Genomic DNA, 16,758 nt, shown 5'->3' with positions numbered 1-16,758 from the left:
TCATTCCTTGCTCGCCGTGTTGGCGATACTATTTTTAATAGAAGACAATGCCGTCGCACTATTTTTTGCGAGCCTCACTGCATCCATGAAAGCATCGTAATTACGAATGTAATCGCTTTCGTCATAGCCTTGATCAGCGAATACTAATAAGACACAGTCTTCACTGAACTCACGCATCTCATGCCACACCATAGGCGCGATATATACACTCTTGGCCGGATCGTTCATCAGAATATCAATCTGCTCTTGGCCATCGTCGAGTTTCATAATGCATGAGCCACGCACAGCAACGGCGACTTGTTTGAGTGCTTTGTGCGCATGGAAGCCACGTTCTACGCCATCTTTGGTGCCGAAAATATAGTAGACCCGCGCGATCTCGAATGGCACATCTTTGTTGCCTTCCACCGCGATCAGACTGCCACGCTCGTCGCCTAACAAACGGAAGGCGGGATTCTGATAAGGAATTTGTACCGACGAAGTAGGCTTGTCGTTGAGCTCGTCTTTGAGCTCATCTTTAAGTTTGACATTCATGCCGTTTCCTTTGCCGGTGTCAGTGTTTGTTTCTGTTTTCTCGTCATAGATACGGCGCAGGCATGCTTGCAAACCATCTTCCCACAATGGGGCTTCGATGTTGAATAGGTCACGCAGACGCGCGGTATTTAACATTGAGTTGCTAGGGCGTTTGGCGCGAGTCGGGTAGGCGGCTGCAGGAATCCCTTTCACTTCGGGCAGCTTGTTGATCAACTGTAGGCTGTGTGCTTGCTGCATGATGGCGGCCGCAAACTGCTGCCAATTTGTCCAGTTGCGAGGGGTCAAGTGCAGCACTCCGCCATGAGTTCGCCACCATTGTGCAGACTCGGTCAACTCAGTTGAGTCTGCCGATGTGTTTAAACGTACGGTCGAGCTTGCCTCGCCATAGGTGGCGCGCAAAGCCTGTTGCATGATGTCGATACAGGCTTCAGCAATCCATAAAGCGGAAGTTGGTGCGCCCCATTGATCGTTGACGATGCTCAGTTGTTCGCGCTCACCAGCGAGTCGCAGCATGGTTAGCATAAAATTCTTACCAAAGTCCGAATAAACCCAACTAGTGCGAAGAATGATGTGGCGGCAACCGCTTTGCATCACAGCGAGTTCGCCAGCGCGTTTGCTTGCGCCATACACACCGATCGGGGCGCATGCCTCGGATTCATGGTAGGGAACGAGCTGCCCTTGTTGGTCGCGTTTTTCACCGTCGAACACGTAGTCGGTCGAAAAATGAATCAGCGGAATGCCCAGCTTGGCCGCTGCTTCTGCCAAAGCTTGCGGCGCTTCGGCATTGACGCGGTAAGCAGTCTCTGTATCGTCCTCCGCAAGATCCACGGCTGTATAGGCAGCGGGATTGATGATGATGGCGGGGCGATTGTGCAAGACGAAGTCCTGAATCGCCGTCGTATTGAGCAAATCAAGCTCAGCGCGTTGTGGGGCCAAGACGATGTAGTCGCTTGTTTGTTGACGTAGGCGTTCAACTAAGGCACGCCCAACTTGACCTGAACTACCGGTGATCAAGACCTTGATCGTCATTCGAAGACCTCAGCGTCTGCCAATGCTTTGCCGACCAAATCTTTAGCGGACATGATCGGTCCGAAGCTTGCACCGTTGGCGCCAGTGAGTGGCCAATCGATGTTGACGCTAGGATCATTCCACATGAGGCAGCGTTCATATTCTGGGGCCCAAAAATCGGTCGTCTTGTACAGGAACTCAGCGCTATCGCTCGTCACCACAAAGCCATGAGCGAAACCTTCAGGTATCCACATTTGCAGCTTGTTTTGCGCGGACAAATACGTCCCAGTCCATTGACCAAAAGTGGGGGAGTTCTTGCGTAAATCGACCGCAACGTCAAAGACTTCACCGGAAATCACGCGGACTAATTTTCCTTGCGCTTGCTTGATCTGATAGTGCATGCCGCGTAGAACGTGAGCCGACGATTTGGAGTGATTGTCTTGTACAAAGCGAGGGCGCAGGCCAGTTAGTTGTTCAAACTTCTGCTCATTGAAGCTCTCATAAAAAAAGCCGCGATCATCGCCAAACACGGTGGGCTCAATGATTAACACACCTGCAAGATTTGTTTCTTTAATTTTCATACTACTATTTTTTATGGTGTTGTTTCGGTGCTACTTTACGGAGATTCGATGAAGGCTTGATTGCAGTCGCGACGCGCGTCAAAACCTTCTTCAAAAGCCTATCGATTGATCAATCGGAGCAAATATTGGCCATATTCATTTTTCTTTAATGGCTGTGCTAATTGCTCTAATTTATCGGCGTCGATATAGCCCTTATGAAAGGCAATTTCTTCAGGACAGGCGACTTTCAGACCCTGACGTTTTTCGATCGTCGCAATGAATTGACCTGCTTCCAAAAGAGACTCATGGGTTCCAGTATCTAACCAAGCCATACCTCGACCCATCAACTGTACCTTCAGTTGATTTTGCTTGAGGTAGACATTGTTGACATCGGTAATTTCCAATTCTCCACGCGCAGAGGGTTTGATATTCGCGGCAATATCGCAAATTTGCTGATCGTAGAAATACAAACCGGTGACGGCATAATTGGATTTTGGTTTGAGTGGTTTTTCCTCAATGCTGACAGCATTATTATCCGCATCAAACTCCACCACGCCATAACGTTCTGGGTCATTGACGTGATAAGCAAATACCGTCGCGCCATGTTGATTCTGGTTGGCCGCAGTGAGTTGGTTTTCAAAGCTATGACCATAGTAAATGTTGTCACCCAAAATCAGCGCCGATGGATGATCGCCAACAAACTCTTTGCCGATGATGAAAGCCTGCGCCAAACCATCAGGTGAGGGCTGCACTGCATACTGAATCTGAATACCCCATTGCGATCCATCGCCGAGCAACTCTTCAAATCGAGGTGTGTCTTGTGGTGTCGAGATGATCAAGATGTCGCGAATGCCGGCTAACATTAAAGTCGTCAGCGGGTAATAAATCATCGGTTTGTCATACACCGGCAGCAATTGCTTGGAAACGGCTTTTGTCACTGGATATAAGCGTGTTCCTGAACCACCAGCAAGGATGATGCCTTTACGATTTTTGAGAGTTGTCATGTTGTCTCCGGACAGTCTGTGTCAGCTTGTTTGACTTCAGACTGGGGCTAAGGTGTTTGTTATGTTGACTGAGGTTTTTGAATGCCCAGCTTATGCTTGTTGATACTGTAAGGCGACCCAATTTTTGTATTCGCCTGACAGTACTTGCGAAGTCCAAGCGTCGTTCTCGAGATACCATTGCACTGTCTTGCGCAGGCCGGTTTCGAAAGTTTCAACCGGTTTCCATCCAAGTTCGCGTTCGATTTTCCGTGCGTCAATCGCATATCGTTTATCGTGACCAGGGCGATCTTTGACATGCTTGATCTGATCGCGGTAGCTACCGCTACTCTTCGCTTGCAATTCATCGAGCAAATCGCAAATGGTATGAACCACGTTCAAGTTGGTTTTTTCATTCCAGCCACCAATGTTATAGGTTTCGCCAGGGCGACCTGCTTCTAGTACTTGACGGATTGCGGCGCAGTGATCGGCGACATATAGCCAGTCGCGAACTTGGCTGCCATCACCGTAAATCGGCAAATCTTTTCCAGCACGGGCATTGGTGATGACCAATGGGATTAATTTTTCTGGGAAATGATAAGGCCCGTAATTGTTCGAACAATTGGTGGTGAGCGTAGGCAAGCCGTAGGTGTGATGATAGGCGCGCACTAAATGATCCGAAGCAGCTTTGGAAGCCGAGTAAGGGCTATTGGGCGCATACGGTGTTGTTTCAGAAAACGGAGGATCGTCCTTTTCTAAGCTTCCGTACACTTCATCCGTGGAAACGTGCAGAAAGCGGAACGATGCTTTTCGAGCTTCATCGAGGTTTTGCCAATAGGCGCGCGTGGCTTCTAATAACTTGAAAGTGCCGTTGACATTGGTTTCGATAAACGCTGATGGACCATGAATCGAACGATCTACATGACTTTCTGCTGCAAAGTGCACAACAGCACGCGGTTGGTGTTCGGCGAAAAGCTGATCCAGTTTGGCGCTGTCGTTGATATCGGCGTGCACAAAAATATGACGCTGATCGCCTTGAATGCTAGCGAGATTGTTGAGGTTGCCCGCATAGGTCAGCTTATCGAGATTAAGAACGCTTTCAGTTTGCGTCGCTAACCAGCCGAGTACGAAATTGGAGCCAATAAAGCCCGCACCACCAGTTACTAAAATCATAATGGATCCATTTTGTATCATGCCCACCGTTCTCAAAGAGGCGGGCATTCATTGTAAGATGACCAAAACCTGCCATTTTACGATAAGTATGAAGGCTAGCGTTGAAAAGTGAGGTCGACTTTGTAACGTTCTTGTTTCGAGGCTGCGTCGCACGCGTTGATGATGCTGTTGCTGAGAGTTTTGCAGATCGATGTTGACGGGCTCTGAGGCTCCTTGATGTATTTTTGGTGCAAAAACATCATGCCTTTAAATTAAATCTTATTTTGTTCAATGATAGAGTCGGCCCGACAGAAATGCTTCGCTTAGCTTTCTTTTTTTCTCAGCGGTACATCGAAGCGCTGTCGATGCTTATAGCAAATTGTCTTTATGATTAGCTTTAATGATTATATTCAGTTTCATTTATTCCTTATTTTTAATTTTTGGCGTATTTATTCGTAGAAAGTGAGCCTTTTTTCATAGAAATGCTCTTGAAATGACGAAACTCAGTGCCATATACGTCGGCTGATAGTCGAACCCCGAATGGAGAATTTTGATGCAAGAACAAGAAAAGAATCAGGAACAAGCTGAAAACCAAGCGCCTGAAACTATTGTGACAAATGAATCTGCAGCGGATGCTGCGGCAGCCGATGCTGCGGCAGCCGATGCTGGCGCAAGCGCAAGCGCGGCTGCTGACGAAACGGTGGAGCCTGGTGTTTCTGCCGAGGTATTGGCTCAATTGGAAGCGAAAGTATTGGAATTGCAAGATGCTTTCATGCGCGCCAAGGCTGAAGGTGAAAACATCCGCCGCCGTGCGCAAGAAGATATCTCAAAAGCGCACAAGTTCGCGATCGAGAGCTTTGCAGAGTCTTTAGTTCCGGTGAAAGATAGCTTGGAAATGGGCTTGAAAGTTGAAGCGCCGACGGTTGAATCGCTCAAAGAGGGCGTAGAAATGACACTGAAACAATTGAGTGCGGCTTTTGAAAAGAATCGCCTCATGGAAATCAATCCGCAGCAGGGTGACAAGCTGGATCCTATGAAGCATCAAGCGATATCTATGGTTCCAGCGGATCAAGAAGCGAATACGATCGTTACAGTATTGCAAAAAGGTTATACCATTGCCGATCGTTTGTTACGTCCAGCTTTGGTGACGGTAGCGCAAGGGAAATAAGATTTATCACTGCTTATTTAAAGCCTGAGATAGGCTTAAAACAATAAAAAACAGAGGAAGATCTAAGGAAAACGGTCACAATAGTCAGAAAGTGACCAGAAAACTGAAAAAAGTCGAAAATTTGACTTGAAATTGTGGTTTTTCGCCTTACATCGGACTCAGACGGAAGCAAATGGAATGAATTTTTCAGTAAAACGCTTCCACCAGGTTTAAAAAATATAATTTTTAGATAGGGAAAATATCATGGGAAAAATGATCGGTATTGATTTGGGTACAACCAACTCCTGCGTGGCAGTGATGGAAGGTGGCCAGCCTAAAGTGATTGAAAACGCAGAAGGCGCACGTACCACTCCTTCGATTATTGCGTATCAGGAAGATGGAGAAATCTTGGTTGGTGCTTCCGCGAAGCGTCAAGCAGTGACCAACCCAAAAAACACTTTGTTTGCGGTGAAGCGTTTGATCGGCCGTAAGTTCGATGAAAAAGAAGTACAAAAAGACATCGGCTTGATGCCATACAGCATTTCTAAGGCAGACAATGGCGACGCATGGGTGACAGTGCGCGACAAGAAATTGGCGCCACCACAAATTTCCGCTGAAGTTTTGCGTAAGATGAAAAAAACCGCCGAAGACTATCTCGGCGAAGAAGTGACTGAAGCAGTTATTACTGTGCCAGCGTACTTTAACGATGCACAACGTCAAGCGACTAAGGATGCGGGTCGTATCGCTGGCTTGGACGTTAAACGTATCATCAACGAACCAACAGCAGCAGCTTTGGCGTTTGGTCTCGACAAAAAAGAAAAAGGCGATCGCAAGATTGCTGTGTATGACTTGGGTGGTGGTACGTTCGACGTTTCCATTATCGAAATCGCTGACGTTGATGGCGAAATGCAATTCGAAGTGTTGTCGACCAACGGTGATACGTTCTTGGGTGGTGAAGACTTCGACCAACGCGTGATCGACTACATCATCGACGAATTCAAAAAAATTAACGGCATCGATTTGTCCAAAGATCCAATCGCTTTGCAACGTATTAAAGCGTCTGCAGAACGCGCGAAGATTGAATTGTCGAGCTCCCAACAAACGGAAATCAATGAGCCATACATTGCCATGGCAAATGGCGCACCAACGCACTTGAACTTGAAGATTACACGTGCGAAGTTGGAAGCTTTGGTTGAAGAGTTGATCCAAAAAACCATGGAACCATGCCGTTTGGCGATCAAAGATGCAGGCGTTAAAACTTCTGACATCGATGACGTGATCTTGGTCGGTGGTATGACACGTATGCCGAAAGTTCAAGAATTGGTCAAAGAATTCTTCGGTAAAGAGCCACGTAAAGACGTGAACCCAGACGAAGCAGTTGCAGTTGGTGCAGCGATCCAAGGTTCTGTCTTGTCAGGTGATCGTAAAGACGTTTTGTTGTTGGACGTGACACCATTGTCTTTGGGTATCGAGACTTTGGGCGGTGTGATGACGAAGATGATTCAGAAGAACACAACGATTCCAACCAAGTTCAGCCAAGTGTTCTCCACTGCGGATGACAATCAACCTGCGGTAACGATCAAAGTGTTCCAAGGTGAACGCGAAATCGCTGCACGTAATAAAGGTTTGGGCGAATTCAACTTGGAAGGCATTCCACCAGCACCACGTGGTACACCACAAATTGAAGTGACTTTTGACATCGATGCGAACGGTATTTTGCACGTTGGCGCGAAAGACAAAGCGACCGGTAAAGAGAACAAGATCACCATTAAAGCCAACTCTGGTTTGACGGAAGAAGAAATCCAAAAAATGGTGAAAGATGCTGAGATGAATGCGGAAGAAGACAAGAAAGTCAAAGAATTGGCTGAGTCCCGTAATCAAGGCGATGCTTTGATCCACTCAACGAAGAAGGCTTTGGCTGAGCACGGCGACAAGCTCGACGCTGGCGAAAAAGAGAAAATCGAAAGCGCCATCAAAGAGTTGGAAGATGTTTTGAAAGCGGGCGATAAAGCCGAGATCGATACGAAGATCGGTAACTTGTCGACTGCATCGCAAAAGCTCGGCGAAAAAGTCTATGCTGACATGCAAGCACAGCAAGCAGCGGCAGGTGGCGCAGCGGGTGCAGCGCCAGGTGCAGACAGCAAGCCAAACGATGATGACGTCGTTGACGCCGATTTCAAAGAAGTGAAAGACGCCAAGTAATTGAGGGCTACCAAATAAATTAGGTAAAACCCTTCAACGCTGAGGCGCTGAGACGCTGAGACGCTGAGATAAGCAGAGGATATCATTATCTCCGCCTTTCTCTGTGTCTCAGCGTCTCGGCGTTGAAGGGTTTTGAATTATTCTGGGGGAGCTCGAAATTTTTTGTTTCCTTGAGATTTTGAATTACTAAATGAAAACAAGGTGTAATCGAGATGGCGAAGCGTGATTTTTATGAGATTCTGGGCGTCGCAAAAAATGCCTCCGATGATGAGATCAAAAAAGCGTATCGTAAGTTGGCGATGAAATACCATCCGGACCGTAATCCGGATAGTAAAACGGCTGAAGAGAAGTTTAAGGAAGCCAAAGAAGCTTACGAGATGTTGTCTGATCCGCAGAAACGCGAAGCATACGATCGCTATGGTCATGCTGGCGTTGATCCTAATATGGGCGGTGGCGGCGGTGGCCATGGTGCTGGTTTTGCTGATGCCTTTGGCGATATCTTTGGCGATATCTTCGGTGGCGGTCGCCGTAGTGCAGGTCCACAAGTCTATCGTGGTGCCGATTTGCGCTACAACTTGGAAATTACTTTGGAACAAGCGGCCAATGGTTTTGATACCACGATCCGTATTCCGAGTTACGACAGCTGCGAAACCTGTCATGGTTCTGGCGCGAAACCTGGTACTTCACCAGTGACATGTACGACTTGCGGCGGCCATGGCAATGTCCGTATGCAACAAGGTTTGTTCAGTATTTCTCAAACCTGCCCTAAGTGCCACGGCACAGGCAAAATGATTACGGATCCTTGCAGCCCATGTAGCGGAACCGGCCGCATCAAGCGCAACAAGACTTTGGAAGTGAAAGTGCCAGCCGGTATTGATCATGGCATGCGTATTCGCTCTTCTGGAAATGGCGAGCCAGGTATCAATGGCGGACCTCCAGGCGATTTGTATGTCGAGATTCAAATCAAGCCGCATTCAGTATTCCAACGTGATGGCGATGATTTGCATTGCGAAATTCCGATTTCGTTTGTGAAGGCAGCTTTGGGTGGCGATATTGAAGTCCCAACTTTGAGCGGTAAAGCGACGTTTACCATCCCTGAAGGAACGCAATCAGGGAAGACCTTCCGCTTGCGCAGTAAAGGTGTGAAGGGCGTGCGCTCTGGTTATGCCGGCGATTTGTTCTGTCACGTGGTGATTGAAACGCCAGTCAAGTTGACTGATAAACAGAAAGACTTGCTGCGTAACTTCGAACAGTTGACGGTAGAAGGTGGCTCAAAACATAGCCCACAAAGCAAGACCTGGATGGACAAGGTGAAGAAGTTTTTCGAATAACCGGAAGGCAACCGAACCGAAAAGCGCGAATGGCGAAACCGATTCGCGTTTTTTTTCGCCTTTTCGCATTAAAACTCAAGCAAATCTTTTGATTAATGCGTAGCCATTTGCGAGAGGAAATTAGGTGAAATCCTCTAGAAACGGTAAAATGTCGGCCATGAAAGAATAGCAAAGGTTTTACATGTCTGAATTGCAAAAAAATAGCGTTACGCCTGACCAGTTGTTTGAAAACAATCGTCGTTGGGCCGCAAGTATTGTGGGGCAGGACGCCGATTTCTTTAAGAAACTTGCGGCTCAACAAAGCCCTGAATATTTGTGGATCGGTTGTGCCGATAGCCGAGTCTCGGCCAATGAATTATTGGGTTTATTGCCGGGCGAATTATTTGTCCATCGCAATATCGCCAACGTCGTGGTGCACTCGGATTTGAATTGCTTATCCGTGCTGCAGTTCGCGGTCGATGTGTTGAAGGTGAAGCACATTATCGTATGCGGTCACTATGGTTGTTCTGGTGTGCAGGCAGCCTTGACCGGGCGCCGGGTTGGTTTGGCGGATAATTGGTTGCGCCACGTGCAAGACGTCGCACAAAAGCATGAGAAATATCTTGGTGAAGTATTGCCTGCGAGAGAGCGGCTCAATCGTTTGTGCGAGCTCAATGTGATCGAACAAGTGGTCAATGTTTGCCAAACGACGATCATTCAAGATGCTTGGGAGCGTGGACAAGAAGTGGCCGTGCATGGTTGGGTGTATGGCATTCAAGATGGCTTGTTAAGCGAGTTGGGAATGACCATCACCTCTCCGCAAATGTTGGCTCCGCATTTGGAACGCAGCATGACGAAATACACGAGCGCGGAAAAATAAAACGCTTGATCGGCGTCTTTTGCACCATCAATCAAAAAATAGCGAAGCCAGTCTTCGCTATTTTTTTTGTCTGCGCGCCCACGCTATCACCTTATTGTTTTAACTTGTGCGAGACATCGTGAATGTGACGAAGAAGGAAAATGGTGTCGCCAAACTTGTGACTTTTGGGGCGAGGATGATTACACTCTCCACACTTTTTGGACGGTACTTGATATCGGTGCAAACTGAAGTTTCTCTTTTGAGTTCCGATCTTTACGTTTCTTTATAGAGTCAACATCGCATGTCTACAGCAAATCTGCAAGCCTCCAGTAGTCTCCCTCGTCATCACGGTTTAGATAGTTTGCGCGCCGTCGCGATTTTGCTCGTCATGATGTATCACTATATGGTGTTTGTGAGCAATCAAGCGAGTTTTGGACTACTCAGTGAAATTGGATGGATGGGCGTCGATCTCTTTTTTGTTTTGAGTGGTTATCTGATTGGCGACCAGATTTTTTCCGAAATGGCGGCTCGTGGCCGTTTGCGTATTGCACGTTTTTACGGACGGCGTGCCTTGCGAACCTTGCCCAATTATTGGTTTGTACTAGCGATCTATTTTCTATTTCCTCAGCAAGCCGGCGGTAATCAAGTCACTCCGCTGTGGCAGTTTTTAAGCTTTACGCAGAATCTACATCTTGTCCCAGGTTCAGCTTTTTCACATGCTTGGTCATTGTGTGTCGAAGAGCAGTTTTATTTCGTATTGCCTTTGATCGCAGTCCTGTGTTTGGGCTTTTGTCGCTCAGTGAAAGCGATGTGGTGGGTGATAGGGGTGACGATGATCTCATGCGCAATCGCGCGTTGTTGGATGCTGCAAAAAGTTGGAGCCGACGGTGGCTTATATCGGACCTATGTGTACTATCCAAGCTGGGGGCGCATGGATGAATTGATGCCCGGAGTGGCAATCGCACTGATCAAGAATTTTCATCATGAGCGATGGAATGCCTTTATGCAGAAAGCGCAAACTCACTTGATAAAAGGTGGAGCCCTGTTGGTATTTTCCGTCGTTCTGTTTCAAGAATTTAGCTATGACAATGAAGTTGGCTTTCTGTGGTTTGCGACGACTTTTGGGTATTCGATTTTGTCAGTGGCTTTTGCCTACTTGGTGCTGTCGGCCTTGAGTCCACATTCGTACCTCTCTCGTTGGCGCATTCCTGGCGCCGAAACATTAGCACTGTGTTCTTATGCCTTGTACTTGATTCATAAGCCACTGATGAACGCCCTGGTCACGCCTTTGCAGAAGTGGCAGTGGGAGATGGATCAAGCCGTCGTGATCGCATTGATGTTTGTTGCGAGTGGCTTGTCAGCGTTTCTCATGTTTCGTTACCTTGAATCCCCGTTCATGCGTTTGCGTTCACGTTGGTTTCCCTAGATGAGCGCGTTCGTGAAGTTGATCTGCACCGGTTTTGTCCTGAGTTGAGTTTTCACTGTTGCCCGCTTGATGGTCGATTTTTGAGACCACTAGGTTTTACTTTTTTTTGTAAACGCACTGTATCGAAAGATGCGGTGCGTTTTTTTTGCTTGAAATGATGACTTAAAGTTAATGATTTTCATGTCCCAGCAATGAACCAAAACATGTGCTATATTTCTTCAAAAATATGGTTCAAATATGGTTCATAAAGGATTCGTTCGGTGTTCAATAAGATTTTGTTTCTTCTAAGTATGCAACGAACCAGATCAATTGCAGTGAGCGAACGCCGCATTTTCAAACAACTCTGAGAGGTGATTATGACTACGCAACAACGTGAAACACAGCATGCGTCAACATCGCATGCGAAGAGTGCCCAAGCAACACCGGCGCGTGTGAATGAACAAAATACCCATTATCGCAGCGGTGCCGCAGCGCGCTTGTCAGGTGTGCCAGTGGAAACTCTACGAGTATGGGAGCGTCGCTATGGCGTGACAAATCCGGTTCGTAGTGAACAGGGACAACGCCAATATTCTTTTGAAGATGTGCGACGCCTAGGTTTGATTAAACAATTGGTCGATGCGGGCAATGCGATCAGCGCGGTGGCGAAACTCAGTCTTGATGAATTGCTAGAAATGCAGCACTCAGCAGTTGCCGCAGGTGTTAGTTCGAGCTACGCCGGTATGTTGGAACAAAAAACCTTGCGGATAGCTCTGGTGGGAGCCCACCTTCGACATGGCCTGATCAGCCGAGGCGAAGAGTCGGCTCAAATGATCTTGGTGCAAACGGCGAATAATCTGCATCAAGCACCGCAACAACTCAAAGATGTGGTGGTCGATGTTTTGGTGATTGAGCTCGGTGAAATTGCCGAACCGGAAGAACAGTTGCAATTGATTCGGACCGCGCAACAAGCGTGCAGTGCACGTGCGGTGTTGGTCTTGTATCGCTTCGCCTCGAGTGATGCGATTCGTCGTCTGCGTCTGGCAGGTAATCAGGTGGCGCGCATTCCTGGTGATGCGGGTGAGGTGGCGTCTTTATGCCGTGTTGCATTGGCGCGCTCCCAAGTGCAGGTGCGGGCGCGCCAACGCCGCGCTACCAGCATGCCTCGTCCGCGTCCGCAGTACGCAGCGCAAGAGATTCCCGCACGCTTAATGGATGAAGATATGTTAGCCGTGATCGCGCGATCTGCAACCTCGATTCATTGCGAGTGCCCGCGTCACCTAGTCGACTTGCTGCAGACCTTATGGAGTTTTGAGCAGTACAGCGCGCAATGTGAAAACCGCAATGCCGATGACGCTGCTTTGCACCGCGATTTGCATTACACCGCAGCCCAAGCGCGGGCGTCGCTCGAACAGGCCTTGTTACGTGTGGCAGAGGCAGAGGGTATCAAGTTCTTGAATTGACATCATGTTTGAATCAAGACGCAAAGACAGAAATGGGTGGAGCACAGCATGAAGATGCAGAAGAAAGCTGACTTGCCACAGAAAGTGTGTGCGACCTGTGCTCTCCCTTTTGTCTGGCGAAAGAAGTGGCGCTTGAATTGGGAGAGCGTGAAATATTGCTCTGAACGTTGTCGGCGACAGGTGCGGTCATCGTAGTGATGTTAGCGATGATGGCACCGATGATCTCAACAATTTTTACATCTGCCCCCTCATGACTTTTAGTGAAACCCTATCATGCCCAGCTTAAAACCCGCAGCTTCAGGTTTGCGTCTCATCTTGGGGGACCAACTCAACGCCCAGCACAGTTGGTTTTCAAGCGTGTCGGATGAAGTTGTGTATGTCCTCATGGAAGTGCGCCAAGAGACCGATTACGTGTTGCATCATGCGCAAAAAATCATCGCGATTTTCGCGGCCATGCGCGCCTTCGCAGCGAGCCTGCGCGAAGCAGGGCATCGTGTGCATTATTTGACGATCGATGATCCTGCAAATCGTCATGCGATTACGGACAATTTATTGTGGTTGGCGCAGCATTATCAAGCGCCATCGTTCGCCTACCAAGAACCCGATGAGTGGCGGCTTGATCAGCACTTGGCAGAGTTTGCGCGAACTAGTTTGCCGGGCGAGATGTGTAGTAGTGAACACTTTTACACCGCTCGCGCCGAAGTTGGTGAGTTTTTCTCAACGCGCAAGCAGTGGCTGATGGAAAGCTTTTATCGATCGATGCGAGTGAAACACGAGATCTTGATTGATGCGCTCGGCAAGCCAGAGGGAGGCGCGTGGAACTTCGATCATGACAATCGCAAAGCTTGGCCTGGTTTGCCATGGGAACCTCAAGACGCTCGACCACAACATGATCATCAAGCTTTGTGGGCGACTATTCAAGCCGCAGGCGTCAAAAGTTTTGGTGAGCCGTCCGCGCAGTATTTTCGTTGGCCACTTGATCGCCAAGAAGCCTTAGAACAGCTCGATCACTTCATCGAATTTGCCTTGCCTCACTTCGGCGAATTTCAAGATGCAATGAGTAGTAAGGCATGGCGACTATTCCATTCGCTACTGTCATTTGCATTGAACGTGAAGATGTTGAACCCACGTGAGGTTGTGGCTGCAGCGCGTGAAGCTTATCGTGCGCGTGGATTGTCTTTGGCATCGGTTGAGGGTTTCATACGTCAAATCATCGGGTGGCGCGAGTATGTGCGTGGTGTCTACTGGCATCGCATGCCAGGCTACACCGAGAATAATTTTTTTGAGCATGAGCTTACGCTACCGGGCTGGTTCTGGAATGGCGAAACCAAGATGCGCTGTCTGCAAACTGCGATTACGCAATCCTTACAGCAAGCGCATGCCCACCATATTCAGCGCCTCATGGTGATCGGAAATTTCTCATTATTGGCCGGCTTGCATCCGCACGAATTGCACCAGTGGTACTTGGGGATTTACATCGACGCCTTCGAGTGGGTTGAGGTGCCTAACACCATGGGCATGAGTCAATTTGCAGATGGTGGACAGCTGGCGACCAAACCTTACGTATCGAGCGCCGCCTATGTGGATCGCATGAGTGATTACTGTAAGGGCTGTGCCTACAACAAGAAGAAACGTTTGGGCGACGATGCTTGTCCTTTTAATGCCTTGTATTGGGACTTCCATGCGAGGCATCAAGATAAGCTTGGACGTAATCCACGTTTAGCGATTGTCTATAAACAATTACGGCAGATGGGTGAGGAAGATCTCGCGGCAATTCGCCAACAAGCGCGCATTTGGCAAGCGCAGCTCGAGACGATTTGAAGTGTTTGGTCTTTTAATTCGTTTGAGTTCGATTTAGTTTAATCTAGGTCAGAAAGAGTCAAGAGGTCAGCATATGCAAAGTTTTGGTTCAGCGTATCGGGTTTGCATCGTCGGCGCAGCAGGGGCGATTGGCTCGGCAATGGTGCGTCAATTTGAAACCGATCCCGCTTGTGCTTTTGTGCACGGTATCACGCGAGATCAGACTCCACATTTTGATTTGCGCGATGAGGCTAGCATTGCTGCTTACGCAGATTATCTTCAGCAATTCGCGCCATTCCACTGCATTATCGTGACCACCGGTGTCCTGCATAATGCCGACTTCATGCCAGAGAAAAAACTGGGTGACCTAAACGCTGCGCAATTGCAGGAGAGCTTTTTGGTGAATGCGATCGGACCAGCTTTGGTGTTGCGACACTTTGCCCCATTGCTGGCCAAAGAACGGAGTGTCTTTGCATGCTTGTCGGCCAAAGTCGGTAGCATTGAAGATAATCGCCTCGGCGGGTGGTATAGCTATCGTGCTTCTAAAGCGGCGTTGAATATGTTGCTCAAGACGACCTCGATTGAATTGGCGCGCTCGAAGCCTCAGTCCATTGTGTTGGCGCTGCATCCTGGTACGGTCAATTCACGCCTATCAAAACCATTCAAGGGCGAGCAATTTGGTCGACCTGCGGAGGTCGCGGCTGCTGAACTTTTGGCGCAGATTGATCAAGCAAATCCGAGTGATAGTGGCACTTTTGTTGCGTATAATGGCGAGCGTTTGCCATGGTGAATTTCAACATATGGCTTGAGACAACACAGAACGCTGGGTGATTTTTCTGTGATCCGGTGATCTGGTCTGTGTGATGACGCCTCGTATCCTTGCGGCGCCATATTGGTGGCGTCACCGCTCAATCACTACTTTGCTTTTTTCATGAAAAATATCAACACCATCCTGTTCCGTCGTAAGAATTTTCTCGCGAGTATTCAAGGCGCTCTGAAGACTGCTGTACCGATCGTCATGATCAGTATTTTGAGTGGCTGTGCCGTGCTCGATCCGCAGCACTTGATCACGCGCCGCTTCGGTAATGAAGCGCCTCCGGCCGGTGTCGCGCTTTCTCCCCAATTGCGCCAAGACGCTTACGATTTTGTTTGGAATCGCGTTAACGAAGCTTACTTTGATCCCAACTTCAATGGCGTCGATTGGAAACTGGCTGGCCAAACTCACTATCCGCGCATCATGAACGCGACCAGCGATTCTATTTTTTGGCGCAATCTCGATGAGATGGTGGCGGAATTAGGCGATGCACACACACGGGTGTTGTCCGCCAAACAGTATGTGGAGGATAAACAAAAGCAGGGCGTCAGTCTGGGTCTTAACCTGATGCGAATGGACGAACAAATTATCGTCGTGAGCACCTCAAAGAATTCACCAGCGGAGCAAGCTGGATTGAAAGCGGGTGATCGAATTCTTGAGATCGATGAGCAAAATGCGTTGGCGTGGTGGCAAACCTATAGCGACAAGGCACGCAAGAACTCGACTGAACGTGCTCGCGAAAAGTCAGTGCGCCGCATTTTGAATAGTGGTGACCCTGAGTTGGAACGCGATGAAGTGCGCCTGAATGTTGAGCGTGCGGATCAGAGTCAATTCAAAGTGGAACTCAAACGTGCTGTATTGCCACGCCGCGATACTTTGGATGCGAAGCTGGTCGAAGATAATCTCGGCTATGTACGCTTAACTGGTTTTGATCCCAAATTGAACTCCTCGATCGCTGACAAGATCGCGCAGGTAAAAAGTTCGGATGGACTGATTATTGACCTGCGTGGGAATGGCGGTGGCTCGCTTGAAATGGCACTGAACTTGATGAATCACTTCGTGGATAGGAAGACCTTTATCGGCGATCGAAAAACGCGCACAGGGAAGGCGCCAAGTTTGTTCTTTGGCCTGTTTCCGACTGGAGGTCTGCGTTTAGAGTTGTCTGGAAAAGAAAACGCCTACGACAAACCGATCGCGGTCTTAATTGATCGTGACAGCGCAAGTGCGAGTGAGTTTGTATCAGGTAGTTTACAAGCGCTGGGACGAGCGCGCGTCTTCGGTGGCACAAGTTGTGGCTGTCTATTGGCTTATTTGGGATATGCAAATGTCCCTGGCGGCGGAGCCTTGGCTTACAGCGAAGTTGATTTCGTTCCTCTGCGCGGCCCACGCATTGAAGGTAATGGTGTGGTTCCTGATGTGTCGATCGCAGTCACGCGTAACGACCTCATCGAGCGTCGGGACCGTACCTTTGAAGCGGCGAAAGAATGGTTGTTGAGTCAGCGCAAGAGTATGAGCCTCGTTGCTCAATAA

The 16,758-nt window shown here is 48.6% G+C and carries 14 protein-coding genes; 10 read left to right on the top strand and 4 right to left on the bottom strand.

Annotated elements, in window-relative coordinates:
* From rfbD to rfbB, 4 genes are all read right to left on the bottom strand, one after another.
* Positions 1 to 1,560, bottom strand: a complete 1,560-nt coding sequence (rfbD, locus tag RF679_RS11390) for a dTDP-4-dehydrorhamnose reductase (RefSeq protein WP_309480750.1) — start codon at positions 1,558 to 1,560, stop codon at positions 1 to 3.
* Positions 1,557 to 2,120: a dTDP-4-dehydrorhamnose 3,5-epimerase gene (rfbC, locus tag RF679_RS11385; RefSeq protein ID WP_309480749.1), complete on the bottom strand. Its 564-nt coding sequence runs from the start codon at positions 2,118 to 2,120 to the stop codon at positions 1,557 to 1,559. Before rfbC ends, rfbD begins: the two co-directional genes overlap by 4 nt.
* Before the next feature lie 98 nt (positions 2,121 to 2,218).
* Positions 2,219 to 3,103 carry a glucose-1-phosphate thymidylyltransferase RfbA gene (gene rfbA, locus RF679_RS11380; protein WP_309480748.1) on the bottom strand — a complete coding sequence of 295 codons (885 nt, stop codon included), beginning with the start codon at positions 3,101 to 3,103 and terminating at the stop codon, positions 2,219 to 2,221.
* Between the two features lie 90 nt (positions 3,104 to 3,193).
* Positions 3,194 to 4,252 (bottom strand): dTDP-glucose 4,6-dehydratase, encoded by a 1,059-nt coding sequence (rfbB, locus tag RF679_RS11375; protein ID WP_309480747.1) that lies wholly within the window; start codon positions 4,250 to 4,252, stop codon positions 3,194 to 3,196.
* 532 nt (positions 4,253 to 4,784) lie between these two features.
* Here rfbB and grpE point away from each other — a divergent pair.
* The 10 genes from grpE to RF679_RS11325 all read left to right on the top strand — a co-directional run bounded on the left by grpE (position 4,785) and on the right by RF679_RS11325 (position 16,758).
* Complete coding sequence (gene grpE, locus RF679_RS11370) at positions 4,785 to 5,399, top strand: nucleotide exchange factor GrpE (RefSeq protein WP_309480746.1); 615 nt, start codon at positions 4,785 to 4,787, stop codon at positions 5,397 to 5,399.
* A 243-nt stretch (positions 5,400 to 5,642) separates the two neighbouring features.
* Positions 5,643 to 7,580 (top strand): molecular chaperone DnaK, encoded by a 1,938-nt coding sequence (gene dnaK, locus RF679_RS11365; RefSeq protein ID WP_309480745.1) that lies wholly within the window; start codon positions 5,643 to 5,645, stop codon positions 7,578 to 7,580.
* A 212-nt stretch (positions 7,581 to 7,792) separates the two neighbouring features.
* Entirely contained in the window at positions 7,793 to 8,911 is a 1,119-nt protein-coding gene (dnaJ, locus tag RF679_RS11360; protein ID WP_309480744.1) for a molecular chaperone DnaJ, read from the top strand.
* A gap of 181 nt (positions 8,912 to 9,092) precedes the next feature.
* Positions 9,093 to 9,770: a carbonate dehydratase gene (can, locus tag RF679_RS11355; protein WP_309480743.1), complete on the top strand. Its 678-nt coding sequence runs from the start codon at positions 9,093 to 9,095 to the stop codon at positions 9,768 to 9,770.
* A 280-nt stretch (positions 9,771 to 10,050) separates the two neighbouring features.
* A complete protein-coding gene (locus RF679_RS11350; protein ID WP_309480742.1) occupies positions 10,051 to 11,175 on the top strand; it encodes an acyltransferase family protein in 1,125 nt (374 codons plus the stop codon).
* 356 nt (positions 11,176 to 11,531) lie between these two features.
* Entirely contained in the window at positions 11,532 to 12,614 is a 1,083-nt protein-coding gene (locus tag RF679_RS11345) for a MerR family transcriptional regulator (protein ID WP_309480741.1), read from the top strand.
* Between the two features lie 48 nt (positions 12,615 to 12,662).
* Positions 12,663 to 12,809 (top strand): DUF2256 domain-containing protein, encoded by a 147-nt coding sequence (locus RF679_RS11340; RefSeq protein WP_309480740.1) that lies wholly within the window; start codon positions 12,663 to 12,665, stop codon positions 12,807 to 12,809.
* Between the two features lie 78 nt (positions 12,810 to 12,887).
* Positions 12,888 to 14,435, top strand: coding sequence for a cryptochrome/photolyase family protein (locus RF679_RS11335; RefSeq protein WP_309480739.1), 1,548 nt, complete (start codon positions 12,888 to 12,890; stop codon positions 14,433 to 14,435).
* A gap of 73 nt (positions 14,436 to 14,508) precedes the next feature.
* Entirely contained in the window at positions 14,509 to 15,204 is a 696-nt protein-coding gene (locus RF679_RS11330; protein WP_309480738.1) for an SDR family NAD(P)-dependent oxidoreductase, read from the top strand.
* A gap of 141 nt (positions 15,205 to 15,345) precedes the next feature.
* Positions 15,346 to 16,758 carry a S41 family peptidase gene (locus tag RF679_RS11325; RefSeq protein WP_309480737.1) on the top strand — a complete coding sequence of 471 codons (1,413 nt, stop codon included), beginning with the start codon at positions 15,346 to 15,348 and terminating at the stop codon, positions 16,756 to 16,758.

The organism is Undibacterium cyanobacteriorum (assembly GCF_031326225.1).
In the GTDB taxonomy this organism is placed as follows: Bacteria; Pseudomonadota; Gammaproteobacteria; order Burkholderiales; family Burkholderiaceae_D; genus Undibacterium; species Undibacterium cyanobacteriorum.
Note: the sequence above shows the minus strand (reverse complement) of the source record. Positions and strands in the feature narration are given on the sequence as shown.

Coding starts and splice junctions, on each gene's coding strand:
- rfbD (WP_309480750.1), bottom strand. CDS start 1,560: ATGACGATCAAGGTCTTGATCACCGGTAGTTCAGGTCAAGTTGGGCGT.
- rfbC (WP_309480749.1), bottom strand. CDS start 2,120: ATGAAAATTAAAGAAACAAATCTTGCAGGTGTGTTAATCATTGAGCCC.
- rfbA (WP_309480748.1), bottom strand. CDS start 3,103: ATGACAACTCTCAAAAATCGTAAAGGCATCATCCTTGCTGGTGGTTCA.
- rfbB (WP_309480747.1), bottom strand. CDS start 4,252: ATGATTTTAGTAACTGGTGGTGCGGGCTTTATTGGCTCCAATTTCGTA.
- grpE (WP_309480746.1), top strand. CDS start 4,785: ATGCAAGAACAAGAAAAGAATCAGGAACAAGCTGAAAACCAAGCGCCT.
- dnaK (WP_309480745.1), top strand. CDS start 5,643: ATGGGAAAAATGATCGGTATTGATTTGGGTACAACCAACTCCTGCGTG.
- dnaJ (WP_309480744.1), top strand. CDS start 7,793: ATGGCGAAGCGTGATTTTTATGAGATTCTGGGCGTCGCAAAAAATGCC.
- can (WP_309480743.1), top strand. CDS start 9,093: ATGTCTGAATTGCAAAAAAATAGCGTTACGCCTGACCAGTTGTTTGAA.
- RF679_RS11350 (WP_309480742.1), top strand. CDS start 10,051: ATGTCTACAGCAAATCTGCAAGCCTCCAGTAGTCTCCCTCGTCATCAC.
- RF679_RS11345 (WP_309480741.1), top strand. CDS start 11,532: ATGACTACGCAACAACGTGAAACACAGCATGCGTCAACATCGCATGCG.
- RF679_RS11340 (WP_309480740.1), top strand. CDS start 12,663: ATGAAGATGCAGAAGAAAGCTGACTTGCCACAGAAAGTGTGTGCGACC.
- RF679_RS11335 (WP_309480739.1), top strand. CDS start 12,888: ATGCCCAGCTTAAAACCCGCAGCTTCAGGTTTGCGTCTCATCTTGGGG.
- RF679_RS11330 (WP_309480738.1), top strand. CDS start 14,509: ATGCAAAGTTTTGGTTCAGCGTATCGGGTTTGCATCGTCGGCGCAGCA.
- RF679_RS11325 (WP_309480737.1), top strand. CDS start 15,346: ATGAAAAATATCAACACCATCCTGTTCCGTCGTAAGAATTTTCTCGCG.